General features: G+C 68.5%; 12 protein-coding genes. 1 reads left to right on the top strand and 11 read right to left on the bottom strand.

Features of this window, described 5'->3' with window-relative positions; translation table 11 throughout:
- Positions 1–4: 4 nt before the first annotated feature.
- Positions 5–658, top strand: coding sequence for a DUF3105 domain-containing protein (locus HQ325_RS20085; RefSeq protein WP_222632000.1), 654 nt, complete (start codon positions 5–7; stop codon positions 656–658).
- Here HQ325_RS20085 and HQ325_RS20080 read toward each other — a convergent pair whose 3' ends face one another.
- The 11 genes from HQ325_RS20080 to HQ325_RS20030 form a co-directional block, all read right to left on the bottom strand.
- A complete protein-coding gene (locus HQ325_RS20080; RefSeq protein ID WP_308014634.1) occupies positions 659–1,111 on the bottom strand; it encodes an NAD(P)H-dependent oxidoreductase in 453 nt (150 codons plus the stop codon).
- On the bottom strand, positions 1,108–1,530 hold the full coding sequence (locus HQ325_RS20075; protein WP_261778772.1) for a tetratricopeptide repeat protein: 423 nt from the start codon (positions 1,528–1,530) through the stop codon (positions 1,108–1,110). The genes HQ325_RS20080 and HQ325_RS20075 overlap by 4 nt, the downstream gene beginning before the upstream one ends.
- A 70-nt stretch (positions 1,531–1,600) precedes the next feature.
- Positions 1,601–2,353 carry a 4-hydroxy-tetrahydrodipicolinate reductase gene (gene dapB / locus HQ325_RS20070; protein WP_222631996.1) on the bottom strand — a complete coding sequence of 251 codons (753 nt, stop codon included), beginning with the start codon at positions 2,351–2,353 and terminating at the stop codon, positions 1,601–1,603.
- Positions 2,354–2,388: 35 nt separating this feature from the next.
- Positions 2,389–3,495, bottom strand: coding sequence for a zinc-binding dehydrogenase (locus tag HQ325_RS20065; protein ID WP_222631995.1), 1,107 nt, complete (start codon positions 3,493–3,495; stop codon positions 2,389–2,391).
- Positions 3,496–3,504: 9 nt separating this feature from the next.
- The gene (locus HQ325_RS20060; protein WP_222631993.1) at positions 3,505–6,198 is read right to left on the bottom strand and encodes a glucosidase; all 2,694 of its coding nucleotides are present in this window, start codon (positions 6,196–6,198) and stop codon (positions 3,505–3,507) included.
- Positions 6,199–6,253: 55 nt separating this feature from the next.
- Positions 6,254–6,976 (bottom strand): AMP-binding protein, encoded by a 723-nt coding sequence (locus tag HQ325_RS20055; RefSeq protein WP_222631991.1) that lies wholly within the window; start codon positions 6,974–6,976, stop codon positions 6,254–6,256.
- 120 nt (positions 6,977–7,096) lie between these two features.
- Positions 7,097–7,921 carry an IclR family transcriptional regulator gene (locus HQ325_RS20050; RefSeq protein WP_222631989.1) on the bottom strand — a complete coding sequence of 275 codons (825 nt, stop codon included), beginning with the start codon at positions 7,919–7,921 and terminating at the stop codon, positions 7,097–7,099.
- A 31-nt stretch (positions 7,922–7,952) separates the two neighbouring features.
- Complete coding sequence (locus tag HQ325_RS20045; protein WP_308014636.1) at positions 7,953–9,857, bottom strand: putative nucleotidyltransferase substrate binding domain-containing protein; 1,905 nt, start codon at positions 9,855–9,857, stop codon at positions 7,953–7,955.
- Entirely contained in the window at positions 9,835–11,352 is a 1,518-nt protein-coding gene (locus HQ325_RS20040) for a GMC family oxidoreductase (RefSeq protein ID WP_222631987.1), read from the bottom strand. The genes HQ325_RS20045 and HQ325_RS20040 overlap by 23 nt, the downstream gene beginning before the upstream one ends.
- Entirely contained in the window at positions 11,349–12,893 is a 1,545-nt protein-coding gene (locus HQ325_RS20035; protein ID WP_222631985.1) for an APC family permease, read from the bottom strand. Before HQ325_RS20035 ends, HQ325_RS20040 begins: the two co-directional genes overlap by 4 nt.
- A 149-nt stretch (positions 12,894–13,042) precedes the next feature.
- Positions 13,043–14,536, bottom strand: a complete 1,494-nt coding sequence (locus HQ325_RS20030; RefSeq protein WP_261778771.1) for an aldehyde dehydrogenase family protein — start codon at positions 14,534–14,536, stop codon at positions 13,043–13,045.
- Positions 14,537–14,565: the final 29 nt, after the last annotated feature.

The raw sequence follows: 14,565 nt of genomic DNA, 5'->3' as shown, positions 1-14,565 counted from the left end.
GGTCATGCATCGGTCGGCGCTCGTTCCCCTGATCCTGTCGGCCGCCCTCGTCGCCGGTGGCTGTGGCTCGGCTGTCGAGGGACGTCCGACGGCCGACGCGTGGGTGCCCACCGTCGACGATCCCGACCCCTCTCTCGCGCTCGACGGCATCGAGGTGGTCGACTATCCGCCCGCCTACCACGTACTGCCGAATTACCGTGTGGCGTACACCTTCTCGCCGCCGATGGGCGGTCGACACGACAACGCGTGGGCGACGTGCACCGGCGTGGTTTATCCGGAGGCCGTGCGCACCGAGAACATGGTGCACTCCCTCGAACACGGTGCCGTGTGGATCGCGTACGACCCCGCCGCGCTCGACGACGCCAAGATCGCGGCGCTGGCCGCACGGGTGGAGGGCGAGCCGTACCTGATGATGTCGCCGTATCCGGGCATGGACCGCCGGATCTCGCTGCAGTCGTGGGGGCATCGCCTGGCAGTGGAGAGCAGCGACGACGAGCGCATCGACCGCTTCGTGTCGGCACTGCGCCTGAACCCGAACACCTTCCCGGAGCCCGGCGCGACGTGTGCGACCCTGCCCACCACGTTCGACACCGCGAACCCGCCGGCATTCGTCGAGAGCGCACCGGATCCCGCGTCCCCCCTGACCCTTCCGGAGTGATCAGGCAGGCATGATCGTCGCGGCCAGCGTGCCGCCGAGTTCGACGAGGCGTTCGCGCGCAGCGGCGTCGAACCCCGTCACCTCGACGGGCGCCGCGGCCGGCTCGAGGCCCCATCCGCTCACGATGCTCGTCAGTGCGCGCGTCGCGCCCGCAGTGTCGTTGTTGCCGTACACCCAGGCGCCCCAGGGCTTTCCGTTCATCGACCCGAGCGTCGGGTAGTACACCGTGTCGAGGAAATGCTTGAGAGCACCGGACATGTACCCGAAGTTCGCGGGAGTCCCGAGGAGGATGCCGTCCGCGTCGACCACATCGGTGATCGTGGCACCCAGAGCCGGGCGCACCCGGACATCGACACCCTCGATGTCCGGATCCCGAGCGCCGGCCAGCACCGCCTCGAGCATCTCCGCCATGGGCGGTGACACCGTGTGGTGCACCACCAGCAGGACGGTCACGCGCTCTCGGTGCGCTCGAGTTCCACGGCGCGCCGCATGATCTCGCGCGCCCGGCCGCGATCGCCGGCGTAGTCGTACGCGCGGGCGAGACGGTAGTTCGCGCGCCAGTCGTCGGGCGACTCCTCGTACTCCGCCTTGACGTCCGCGAACAGCGAATCCGCCGCGGCGCGCTCGATGCGTCCCGACGGCATCCGCGGAAGGTCGTCGACGTCGAGTTCGAGATTCTCGTCGTGGATCCGGCGGGCGAGGTGCTGGTGCCGGAAGCCCGCCCGCAGCGTCGCCGCCACGATCCACAGGCCCAACAGCGGCAGGATCAGCACACCGATACCCAGGCCGATGTTCACCGGACCGCCGAGTTGGATGAAGTCGATGCCGCGCCCGCCCAGGATGACGAAGTAGACGCCGAGAACCAACACCATCACGGCGATGATCGCGACCACCCGCGAATACTTGCTCACTCCGACCGTCCTCCGGACTTCCCGCTGCTCATCACAGATCCATCAACGGTTCGATGCCCAGCGTCAACCCGGGCCGCGCCGCGATGGATCGAACACCCAGCAGCACACCGGGAGTGAACGAGGTGCGGTCGATCGAGTCGTGTCGGATGGTGAGAGTCTCGCCCTGTGTTCCCAGAAGCACCTCCTGGTGCGCCACCAGTCCGGCGAGGCGCACGGAGTGCACACGCACTCCGTCGACGTCGGCGCCGCGCGCACCGTCGAGTTCGGTGGTGGTGGCGTCGGGACTCGGACCCACGCCTGCAGCGCGCCGCGCGTCCGCGATGAGCGCCGCCGTGCGGTACGCGGTGCCGGACGGAGCGTCCGCCTTGTTCGGATGGTGCAGCTCGATCACCTCGACCGAGTCGAAGAAGCGCGCCGCCTGCTGCGCGAACGCCATCGAGAGCACGGCGCCGATGGCGAAGTTGGGAGCGATCAGCACTCCGGTCCCGGGCGAGCCCGCCAGCCAGGACCGCACCTGATCGAGTCGCTCGTCGTCGAACCCGGTGGTGCCCACGACGGCATGGATCCCGGCGCCGATCAGGTACTGCAGGTTGTCCATGACGACACTGGGGTGGGTGAAGTCGACCACGACCTGCGCGCCGTTCTCGGCGAACGTCTCGAGCCGGTCGTCCTTGTCCACGCGAGCGACGAGCTCCGTGTCGGCCGCAGCCTCGACGGCCTCGCACACCGCCTGGCCGACCTTGCCGGCCGCGCCGAGCACTCCGACACGTATCGCCTCTGTCACCTGTTCACCCCTCACCTGAATCCGTCGGGGACAGCCTAGTGGTCGAACTCGATGACCTGACGAATCGCCTTGCCGTCCGCCAGTTCGTCCATCGCCCGGTTGATCCCGTCGAGAGTGATGCGTGAGGACACCAGTTTCTCCACCGGGAAGCGGCCCTCGCGCCACATCTGCTCGTACGTCGGGATGTCCCGTTCGGGAACGGCGGATCCGAGGTAGCTTCCGACGATGGTCCGGGCCTCGGCCACCAGGGTGAGGGGTGAGATCGACGCTCGGGCGTCCGGTGACGGCAGGCCCACCGTCACGGTGGTGCCGCCGGGGGCAGTGGCGGCGAGAGCAGTCTCGAACGCGCGCGCGTTGCCGGCGGCCTCGACCACGATCTGAGCACGCACGCCGGACTCGGCCAACTCCTGCGGGGTGTACACGGCTGTCGCGCCCAACTCGCGCGCCGTCTCGAGCTTCTCCGGCATCGAGTCGACGCCGATGACGTCGCCCAACCCGAGCGAGGCCGCAGTGAGCACCGCCGCCATGCCCACTCCGCCGAGCCCGACCACCATGATGGTGTCTCCCTCGGCGGGTGACGCGGCGTTCAGCAGTGCGCCGCCGCCGGTGAGGACCGCGCACCCGAGCACCGCGGCGACGGCCGGCGGGACGTCGTCGCCCACGGGCACCACCGACCGGCGGTCCACGACCGTGTGTGTCGCGAAACCGGACACCCCGAGGTGGTGCTTGATCTCGACGCCGTCACGCCGCAGCCGCACGTCTCCGCCGAGCAGGGTGCCGGCGTTGTTGGACGCGCTGCCGGGGATGCACGGTGTACGTCCGTTCGACAGGCATCCCGAGCACTCCCCGCATCGAGGCAGGAAGGTCATCACCACGCGCGTGCCGAGAGCGAGGTCGACCCCGGGACCGACGCCTTCGACGATGCCGGCGGCCTCGTGCCCCAGCAGCATCGGGACGGGTCGTACCCGGTTGCCGTCGACCACCGACAGGTCCGAGTGGCACAGTCCCGCCGCCTCGATGCGGACGAGGATCTCCCCCTCGCCGGGAGGGTCGAGCTCGAGTTCGGACACCGTCAGGGGACGCGACTCCGCGAACGGCCGCGCACGGCCGATCTCTTCCAGGACAGCTCCGCGAATCTTCATGCCGTCACGTTAGCCCGGTGGTGTCGGCGGTTGCGGCACTCTCGGATTGAGAAGATGCGCGACCAGTGCCGTCCACCCTGTCTGATGGCTGGCGCCGAGCCCCTCCCCGGTGTCCCCGTCGAAGTACTCGCTGAAGGTCGGGTGCTGCGACCACAGCGGATCGTCCGAGGACTCGATGCGATCACCGTCCGACGGCCGCGAGGATCCGCGCACGCGGAAGAGGTCCGCGAGACCGTTCTCGATGATCGCGGCGGCCTCGACCAGGGTCTGCTGCACGCCGGACCCGGTGGGGATCTCGATGGTGAAGGTGTGACCGAAGTAGCGACCGTAAGCGCGGAGTTTGTCGGCGAGCAGCACGTTGACGGGGAACCACACCGGGCCTCGCCAGTTCGAGTTCCCGCCGAACATCGACGTGCGGGACTCCCCCGGCTCGTACTCGATGGACAGTGACCGGCCCTCGACCTCCATCGTGACGCCGTCGCGGTAGGACGCCGAGAGCGACCGGATGCCGAAGGACGACAGAAATTCCTCACTGTCGAACATGCGCTCGAGGATGCGGCGCAACCGGTCCGGATCCACGAGAGCGAGCAGCATGCGCCACGTTCCGTCGTCGTTGCGCGACATCATCGGGGACACCAGATCCGGCCGCCGGTGCTGCAGCCAGCGCAGCCGCGACGTCAGGTCCGGGCACTCCTTCGGCACCCACGACGGGATCTCGGTGGCCCCGAGGATCGGGAGGAGACCCACCATCGAGCGCACCCGCAGGGGTACCGCGTCACCGTGCGGTGGGGCGAGGACGTCGTAGAAGAAGCCGTCCTCCTCGTGCCACAGCGACATCTGCGCGGAACCGAACGATCCGACTGCCTCCGCGATGGACAGGAAGTGGGCGAAGAACTTCGTCGCGACGTCGTCCCACGCGGAGTCGTGTCGTGCCAGTTCGATCGCGATCTTGAACATCTGCTGGCAGTAGAACGCCATCCAGCTGGTCGCGTCGGACTGCTCGAGTCGGAATCCCGGCGGCAACGGTTCCGAGCGGTTGAACATCCCGATGTTGTCCATCCCGAGGAACCCGCCCTCGAAGATGTTGGAGCCGCCCGCGTCCTTGCGGTTGACCCACCAGGAGAAGTTCAGCAGGAGCTTGGTGAACACCCGCACCAGGAACTCGCGGTCGCGGTGTCCGTCGATGCGGTAGACCTGCCACACCGCCCAGGCGTGGACGGGCGGGTTGACGTCCCCGAACTCCCACTCGTACGCGGGCAGTTGGCCGTTGGGGTGCATCGCCCACTCGCGGCACATGAGAACGAGCTGTTCCTTGGCGAAGTCCGGGTCGACGTGCGCCAGCGGGATGGTGTGGAAGGCGAGATCCCAGGCGGCGAACCACGGGTACTCCCACTCGTCCGGCATGGAGACGACGTCCGCGAGCGAGAAGTGCGACCAGGCATGGTTGCGGGCGGACGCGTCGAGTCGCGACTGCGGCGCCGATGCTCCCACCGGATCACCCTGCGCCCACTCGCGTACGTCGTAGCGGTAGAGCTGTTTGCACCACAGCAGGCCGGCGTAGGCGCGCCGTGCGACGTGGCGGTCGGCCGCGGACAGATCCGGGCCGATGACGTGGTCGTAGAACTGGTCCGCCTCGTACCGTCGGTCGGCGAGCACCGCGTCGAACCCGGGTCCGAAGGTGAACGAGTCCGGCACCGCGGTGCTCAATCGGAGACGGATGCTGCGGGTCTCACCGGGCGCCACGTCGTCGAGCGAGTACCAGAACGCGCTCTTCGTCCCCGTGCCGTCCGGATTGACGGCCGACTCGTCGCCCTCGACGATGCGCCGCCCGATGCCGTCCTTCGTCCAGGCCGAGAGGTTCTCCGCAGCGCCGAACAGTTCCACCGCATTGGTCTCGTTGTCGCAGAACAGCACTCGCGCATCACCCTGAGCGGCGAGGTGGTACCGGCCGAGGAAACCGTGCTCCGCACGCACCACGGCCATGTCACCCGGAAGCGCGTCCGCCGTGACGTCGACGATGGAGGCGGTGCGATCGTCGCGTCCCCAGGACCACGTGTTGCGCAGCCACAGGTGCGGCACCACGTCCACGGATGCGGCCTCGGGCCCGTGATTGGTGACATCGACGACGATGCACACGTCGTCGGGCGACGCCTTGGCGTAGGTGACGACCACGTCGAAGAACCGGTTCTCGTCCAGCACCCCGGTGTCGGCCAGTTCGAACTCGCGGTCCATGCGCGTCCGCGCGCGGCTCGCCTCACGCAGTCCTTCGTAGGGGTACTCGGCCTGCGGGTACCGGTAGAGCCAGGTCATCCAGCTGTGGGTGGGCGTTCCGTCGAGCGCCCACCAGTACTCCTTGGCGTCCTCGCCGTGATTGCCCTCACCGTTGGTGAGTCCGAACAGCCGCTCCTTGAGGATGGGATCGCGCCGGTTCCACAGTGCCACCGAGAAATTCAGGAAGCCGAAACGGTCGCAGATACCCCCGAGTCCGTCCTCACCCCACCGATAGGCCCGCGAGCGGGCGTGATCGAAGGGGAAGGACTCCCAGGCGTTGCCGTCCTCGGAGTAGTCCTCGCGCACGGTGCCCCACTGACGGCCCGCGAGATAGGGCCCCCAGGTACGCCAGGCGCTCTGCGCTCCGGGCGATTCGGCGAGCCGAGAGTGCTCGACGGTGGGGTGTGCAGGCTGATCTGCGGCGTCGGTCACCGCCACAGTGTGCCCCGGCGGACGCGGACGTGCATCGCGCCGGACACCCGGGGCATCACACCGCCGCGGGAAATCCCCGTCCGGTCGCACTGACGGTGCAGCCGGTGACCAGACCGGCAAGAAGCCCCACGAGACCGGCGACCGAGGCGGACGGGTGAGACAGGTCGAACCGCGCGCCGGGTGTGAGTCCCGCACGGACGGCGAGATCGGACACCGACGCGGTCAACTCCTCGTGCGTGACGGTGACACGTCCGGTCGCTCCCGGACCGAGCGCGACCAGTGCGGGCCGCCACGCATCGAGGGCGGTGGGCCGACCTGCTTCGGTCATGCCCTGGTCCCAGGCGGGCGACTCCCACCAGACACCCTCGTGGTGCACGACGGCGTCGCGACGAGCATCGAACGTCACGGACGCAGCCGGCACGGCGCCGACCACTGTGGAGGCGTGCGCGCGGAGTACGTCCGGGAGGTCGGCGTCGACGGCGAAGAGAGGATGTCCGGAGGCGAGGACGGCCAGGACCGAGATGAGCGCGTCGACGGAACCGTCGGCGAGGACGGCGAGCGGGACGCGGTCGCCGTCGTGGACACGGCGCAATGCCGCGCCGCGGTTCCTGCTCGCCACGGCGAGCTCGCCGTAGGTGATCGACTCGGTGGACGACACCAGCGCGAGACTCGACGGTTTCCGCCGTGCCACCGCATCGATCGCGGCGACGACACCACTCTCGAGCGGCACCGAGGACGGCGGTGCATCGAGCACACCGCGCGAGTGGAGACCGGTCATACCGCAACACCGCCAACTGCCGAGAAAATCACCGGCGTTCAGGTCAAGGACGACGTAACCATACCTGAAGTATGTTTCTCCTCGTCACTGTCACCGCGAACGTGATGAACAGTCACGACGTCAGTCGCCGCCGTACCCCAGCTTGCGACCGATCTCGAGAGCCGCGCTCATCGCGTCGGCCGCGACGGACTCGAAGTCCTCGGGTTCGAGCCGATAGGCCGGACCCGAGACGCTGAGCGCGGCCACCACGGCCCCGGTGTGGTCACGGACAGGCGCGGACACCGCGTTCAGACCGATCTCGAGCTCCTCGCGCACCGAGGCCCAGCCTCGCGAGCGCACTGCCTCGAGTTCCTGCTCCAGCGCTGTCAACGAGGTCACGGTGGTCTCCGTGAAGGACTCCAACCGGGACGGGAGCCGCCGGCGTACCTCGTCCCGCGCCACTCCGCTGAGGAGGATCTTCCCGCTCGACGTGGCGTGGACCGGACTACCCTGGCCCACCCAGGTACGCAGCGCGACCTCGGACTCCGACCGAGCCTTGACGATGTTCACGGCGCGGTCCTCGTCGAGCACTGCGAGGTTGGTGGTCTCCCCCACCTTCTCGGCCAACATGTCGCAGATCCCCTGCGCTGCCTTCGCGAGGTCGCGTTCGGCCGTCGCGGACCCGGCGAGACGGACGATGGTGAACCCCAGCCGGTACTTGCCCCGTTCACCCACCTGCTCCACGAAGCCGCGGGCGTCCAACACCCCCAGCAGGCGCGAGACGGTGGACTTGTGCACCCCGAGTTCGTCGGCGATGGCCGTGACACCGGCTGTCCCGAGTCGAGCGACGATCTCGAGGACCTCGAGAGCGCGGTCGACCGACTGCACGGCGTTGCCGCGTGTCACGGCTCTTCCCGCGTCGTCGGTGCCGGACGTGCCGCGATCGGGAATCTCGGAAGAAGCCATGATGGTGTCCGATCGTATCGGGCACCGAATCTCAGCGGTCGCGCACCGCGCGCGGAACGGGCACACCGACGGTCGCGGCCACGTGGCCCACCCGTCGCTGTACCGAGGCGATCTCGCGGATCGCGTCCATCACCATGCTGCGCTCGAGGGGTGCCAGCTCACCGAGGGCCACGACGTCGGTCGGAGTGCGCCCGTCGCTCAGGCACTCCACCTGGTGGCCGAAGCGCAGGTGCTGCAGCCGCTCGAACACGTCGACGAGCACGCGTGCATCCGGTTCCGACAGCAACCCGTTGCCCGCCGCCGCGGTCAGCCGCGCGGGTGTCGACGCGCAGGCGACTCCGACGCTCATGCCGCCCCATCGCGCCAGGTTCACGATCGGCGACACCGCGTGCGACTTGAGATCCACCGTCGTCCCGCGCCGCGCGAGCACGTCCCGTACCGAGCGCACCCGTGCGCGGGTTGCCAGCGCATCGCGGAGCTGGAGCCGGAGAGCCTCGGGATGCTCGACGGCCATCTCCCGGTAGGCGTCCGGAACCGAGTGGAGATCGGGATCGCCCCACACCACCCGACCGTCGACCAGGAGCGAGGACATGACGATGCCGCGGTCGCCGAGGGGATCGTCGAGCCAGCCGCGCGCGGCCGCGCGCCAGGCGGGGGCCGACCGTGCGAAGCGAGGGCTGGACGCGATCGCGTTGTTGGTGTCGGCGGGCAGTCCGCAGGCGTCGAGCGTGCGGTGCACGGCGCGGGCGAGGTCGCGGAGCGCCTCCTCCCGGCCGACGAGACCGTCGCTCCAGGACAGTGCGCTGTCGACGTCGGACGACGGCATCGCCTCGCGCCGTCCGACGCTGCCCAGCGACAACCAGGCGAGGTCCCGGCCTCGCAGCGTCGTCGACGATGCGGCGATCGACAGCTCCACCGCACGACGGACGAGGGCGTCCACCACCACCGACAGGATCCCGGACGCGGCTGCCGCGGTGGTTCCGGTGCGCCACAGGTCCACGATCAGGGGACGCAGACCGGCACTCACCTCGATCAACGCGTCTGCCGACTCCGCGGACTCGACGTGCCGACGCAACGAGAAGCTCCGGGTGGTCGAGTTGGCCAGCAGATCCGCGCTCTCGAGCACGCCGATCAGCCCGCCACGGACATCGACGACCGGCATGTGTTGGACACCGAGCTCCAACATCTCGAACAGGACGCCGGTGGGGGTCCGGTCCGCGTCGACCACCGCCGCCGGCGCTGTCATGACGGATCCGATCCGTGTGTCCACCGGCACACCCGCCGCGACGACTCGGGTCCGCAGGTCCCGATCGGTGAAGATGCCGTACCGACCCCGCGTCGTCGGGATCACCACGCACGACGTCCCTCGCTCCGTCATCAGACAGACGGCGTCGCGGATCGAGGTGTGGGCGTCCACGGTCGCCGCCGCTCGACGCACCAGGGCGGCCACGGTGCCGCCGGGCGCCGATGACAGACCCGCGCCCTCGGGGCTCGGCGAGGCGATCGACCGTCCGCCGAAGGACTGCGCGATCGTGCGCGCCAGGTACGTCACACCCGCGGGGCTCGCGAACACCGGTCGCACCGACGGACCCGGCAGGCGCACGACGACCGACGGCCGCGCCGCCGTCGCCGTGAACGCCGTGCGCAGGCCGACGAGCATGGCCGAGAAGCCGAACAGCCCACCCGGCTCGATGGTGTCGAGCGGCGCGGCGCCGTCGACGTCGTCGGGATGCAGCAGGTCGACGCCGCCGGACCACACCACCCACACCGCGTCGATGTCGTCGACACCCGGTCCGACCACGACATCACCCGCCGCGTACTCCGCGGTGGACGCCGTCGCCGCCAGATCTGTGAGCTCGCTCCTGGTCAGCGAGTCGAACGGTGGGAGACCGGCGAGAAAGTCTGCGAACGTGTCAGCCGGTGACGAGGTCGGCACACCGTTCCGCCATCGTCATCACCGTGATGTTCGGGTTCACCGCCGGCAGTTTCGGCATCGCCGACGCGTCGACCACACGCAGATTGTGCACGCCCTTGACGCGCAACTCGGGGTCGAGCACCGCCATCGGGTCCGACGCGGCACCCATCTTCGCGGTGCCGGCCGGGTGGTACACGGTGTTGTGGGTGCGATGCACGTAGTCGAGGAGATCGTCGTCGGTGACGGCGTCCGGCCCCGGCGCCAACTCGCGGGCGATCCAGTCCTTCAGCTGCGGCTGGTCGGCGATGCGCCGAGCGAGCTTGAGGCCCGCGAGCATCACGCGGTCGTCGTGCCCCTCGCTGTCGGTGAAGTACCGCGGATCTACCTTGGCACGATCACGGAAATCGCGTGAGCGCAGTCGGACGGTTCCGCGTGAACGGCCCTGTGTCACATTGGGAGTCAGGCAGAAGCCGTTGTCCGTGGTGGGGTAGCCCCAGCGCAGGGTGTTCATGTCGAACGGCACGCTGCCGTAGTGCATCATCACGTCCGGATACGTCAGATCGTCCTCGGTCGTGGCGAACAGGCCGATCTCCCACCACTGCGACGACGTGGTGACCATCGGCTTCGATGCCTCCCAGAACACCAGGCCCTCGACGTGATCGTCGAGGTTCGCACCGACGCCCGCCGAGTCGACACGCACCGGAATCCCCATCTCGCGCAGGTGCACCGAGGGCCCGATTCCCGACAGCATCAACAGTTTCGGGGTATCGATCGCACCCGCGGTGACAATGACCTCACGGCGTGCGGAGACGACGTCGTGCCCCGTCAGATCAGGACGCTGGTACCGCACTCCGGTGGCGGTGAGTGAGTCGTCGATGACGATCTCACTGACCCAGCACCCCGTGCGGACCTCGAGGTTGGGGCGCGTGGCCATGATCGGATGCAGGTACGCGTGCGAGGTGGACATGCGCACACCGTCGTCCGACGAGTTGATCTGGAACCAGCCGGCCCCGTTGAGCACCGTCTCACCGCGATTGAACTGCACGGTCGGCAGTCCCACGCCGGCCGCGGACTCGAGGACGGCGGCACCGCACGGATCGAGTGGCGGAACGTCCCGCAGCGTCACCGGTCCGGTGACCCGCGAGACGTACGGGAGGATCGACTCCGCGTTCCAGCCCACGGCGCCCATGGCCTCCCAGTCGTCCAGGATCCCGGCAGGTGGGTGGAACGCGATGCACGAGTTGTGAGACGAGCAGCCGCCCAACACCTTTGCCCGGGCGTGGCGCATGAAGCTGTTGCCGCGTTCCTGCGGCTCGACGGGATAGTCCCAGTCGTAGCCGGAGTCGAGCAGGTGCATCCACCGGTCGAGCACCAGGATGTCGTCGTTCCCGACATCCGTGGGTCCCGCCTCGACCAGACACACGGTCACGCTGGGGTCCTCGCTGAGGCGTGCGGCGAGAACACATCCCGCGGTACCGCCGCCCGCGATGACGTAGTCGAAGATCGCGTCCGTCATACCTTCTCGCCTTCCGCCGTACCCGCCGTGCTGGTCGCTGCGTGCGACTCCAACGTACCGATGTGTCCGCGTCCGACGGTGAAGTACCACAGATACCCGAGCCCGAGGATGACACCGATGTAGACGAACGCTCCCCAGGTGTTGTACCAGGGCGTTCCGTAGACGGCCTCGCGCGGCCACGCCAGATTCAACGCCATGCCGACGCCCCACACGACCGCGACGATGTTCACGGGCAGACCCCAGCGACCCATGGTGAAGTAGCCACCCTCCTTCAGGTCCTTCGGCGGCCATTCACCCTTCAGTCGCTTCTTCAGCAGCGGTCCCGTGACCATGAGATACGCCAGATAGATCATGATGATCGCGATCGACGTGAGCACCGTGAAGATCTTGGGCTGCCCCACGTTGATCACCAGGATCAGGATCGAGAGCAGACCGATCACGACGGCGGGCACCACGGGCGTCTGATACTTCGGATGCACGGTGGCCAGCCGCTCGCCGAACGGCAGCGCGTTGTCGCGCGCCATCGCGAAGGTGAGGCGGATCGCCGCCGTGTGCACCGCGAGCGAGCACACCGTGACGGCCACCAGGATGCAGATCAGGAACACCGTTCCCAGCGGTCCGGACAGCACCGACGTGACGATGGACTGCAGTCCACCCTGCGGCGTGCCGAGCTCGGGATCGTTCAGATCCGGCGCCGCCATGACGGCGAACACGAGGATGGCACCGCCGATGACGAACGACGCGAGAATGGCCCGCAGGATCGCCTTGGGGGCGGTCCGCCGCGGTTCGACGGTCTCCTCGCCGAGCGAGCTCGCCGTGTCGAAGCCGTACATCACGTAGCCCGACGCCAGCGACGCCACGAGGAACGCGCCCAGGTACCCGGCACTCTCCTCGGTTCCGTACCCGTTGGTGGAGAAGAAGATCTCCGGCCCGCGCTGGATGTTGAACGCCAGAATCACGGCGATGAGCACCGCTGCGACGAGTTCGATGAAGACGCCGGCGCTGTTGATCCGCGCCATCAGCCGGATGCCCGCGGCGTTCACCAGAGTCGTGAACGCGATCATGATGGTACCGAGTACGACGGCATTGGTGGCGTAGTCGTACTCCCCCGTGCCGTCCCCGATCAACTGGAACCCGGACCACAGCCGAGGCAGGTTCACCTGCAGTGCGAGCACCACCGCCGACAACGTGACGATCGACGCGGTGAGCATGAGCCATCCCGACGACCAACCGACGATGCGGCTGCCGAGCAGCTTCGCCCAGTTGTAGACCGATCCCGCCACCGGATACTTCGCCGCGAGTTCCATGAAACACAGCGCGACGGCCATCTGCCCGACGAAGACGATGGGCCAGGACCACAGATAGGCCGGGCCCGCGGACCCGAATCCGAAGTAGAACAGCTGGAACGTGCCGGTCAGGATCGAGATGTAACTGACGCCCGCCGCGAAGCTCGCGAACTTGCCCAGACTGCGGTCGAGCGATTCCTTGTACCCGAAATCGCCGAGACCGCCGTCCTCGACGTCGGAAGTGGAAGACACCATGTCGCCTCGCTGACGTGAGAAGGGAAGAAACTAGCTCGTCGGACCCCGGCCGGCCTCCGGCCTACCCGTCGACCCCGGCCGGCCTCCGGCCTACCCGCCGATCCTCGACCGGCCTCCGGCCTACCCGTCGACCCCGGCCGGCCTCCGGCCTACCCGCCGGTGCCGAACCACTCCGCCCGAGGTGCTGCGGTGTTGTTCCAGATGTGCTTGGTCTCCTGGTACTCGTGAAGCCCCGCGGGCCCGAGTTCGCGCCCGTTGCCCGACTTCTTGAAACCGCCCCACTCGGCCGCGGCCGTGTAGTACCCGAAGTCGTTGAGCCACACGGTTCCGTGTCGCAGCCCGCGCACCATGCGTTCGCCGCGTTCGGGATCGGTGGTGCGCACACCGGCCGCGAGACCGTACTCCGTGTCGTTGCCCAGTCGCAGCGCCTCCGCCTCGGTGGTGAACCGTTCGACGGTCAGTATGGGCCCGAACGTCTCGAGCTTCACGATGTCCATCTCACGAGAGCAGTGATCGAACACCGTGGGCAGGAAGTAACTTCCGTCCGCCAGAGCCGGATCGGACGGTGCGCGGCCGCCCGTGCGCAGGACTGCACCCTCCGCGAGGGCGGTCTCGACGAACGCCTCCATCTTGTCGCGCTGAGTCGTGGAGACCAGTGGCCCCGTCTCGCTGGCCGGGTCCGTTCCCGGTCCCATCCGGATGGCTTCGGCGCGGCGCACGATCTCGTCGACGAACCGATCCGCCACCGAGTCCTCGACGATGAGACGTGTTCCGGCCGAACACACCTGGCCGGAGTGCAGGAAGACGCCGGTGAGCACCTGGTCGACGGAGGCGTCGAACGTGTCCTCGTCGGCGGCGTCCGCGAACACGATGTGCGGATTCTTGCCCCCGAGTTCCACCGCCACCTTGGTCACGTGCGGCGCGGCACTCGCGAGGATCGCGCTGCCGGTCGCCAGTCCACCGGTGAACGACACGAAGTCGACGTCCGGATTGTCCGTGAGCGCCGGCCCGATGGTCGCGCCGCTGCCCTGCAGCAGATTGACGACACCGTCCGGCACCCCCGCTTCCTCCAGCAGACGGGTGAACGCGATGGTGCTCAGCGGGGTGACCTCGCTCGGCTTGAGCACCATCGTGCAGCCGGCAGCCAGCGCAGGCGCGATCTTCCACGAGATCTGCAGCAGAGGGTAGTTCCAGGGCGCGATCATCACGCAGACACCGATCGGCTCGTGCACCACGCGCGAGATGACCGCAGGATTGCCCACGTCGACGAGACGATCGCTCGAGACGGCGGCGAGCTGAGCGTAGTACCGGAACACCGAGGTGACGTCGTCGATGTCGATGCGGCTCTCCGCCAACGTCTTCCCGGTGTCGAGGGTCTCGATGACCGACAGTCGCTCCTTGTCGCGCTGCAAAAGATCCGCCACGCGGTCGAGCACCGCACAGCGTTCCGCGACCGGGGTGGCGGGCCAGTCGCCGCTGTCGAAGGTGGCACGGGCCGCGGCGACGGCGGCGCGGGCGTCGTCCGGCGAGGCCTCGTCGACCGACACCAGGACGCGACCGTTCGCGGGGTCGATGCAGTCTCGGGTCTCCCCCGAGGTGGCGGGGACCCACTCACCCCCGATGAGGAGAACTCGCTCGAACAGTGTCGGATCGACGTCGTGCCCGGTCTGTT

It is taken from the genome of Rhodococcus sp. BP-349 (assembly GCF_019835845.1).
Lineage (GTDB): Bacteria > Actinomycetota > Actinomycetes > Mycobacteriales > Mycobacteriaceae > Rhodococcoides.
The sequence above is the reverse complement of the archived record's forward strand: the minus strand, read 5'-3'. Positions and strand labels throughout refer to the sequence as shown.

Bases quoted from the DNA above. Each gene is read 5' to 3' on its own strand.
- HQ325_RS20085 (WP_222632000.1), top strand. From the start codon at position 5: ATGCATCGGTCGGCGCTCGTTCCCCTGATCCTGTCGGCCGCCCTCGTC.
- HQ325_RS20075 (WP_261778772.1), bottom strand. From the start codon at position 1,530: ATGGTGTTGGTTCTCGGCGTCTACTTCGTCATCCTGGGCGGGCGCGGC.
- HQ325_RS20065 (WP_222631995.1), bottom strand. From the start codon at position 3,495: ATGAAGATTCGCGGAGCTGTCCTGGAAGAGATCGGCCGTGCGCGGCCG.
- HQ325_RS20055 (WP_222631991.1), bottom strand. From the start codon at position 6,976: ATGACCGGTCTCCACTCGCGCGGTGTGCTCGATGCACCGCCGTCCTCG.
- HQ325_RS20050 (WP_222631989.1), bottom strand. From the start codon at position 7,921: ATGGCTTCTTCCGAGATTCCCGATCGCGGCACGTCCGGCACCGACGAC.
- HQ325_RS20040 (WP_222631987.1), bottom strand. From the start codon at position 11,352: ATGACGGACGCGATCTTCGACTACGTCATCGCGGGCGGCGGTACCGCG.
- HQ325_RS20035 (WP_222631985.1), bottom strand. From the start codon at position 12,893: ATGGTGTCTTCCACTTCCGACGTCGAGGACGGCGGTCTCGGCGATTTC.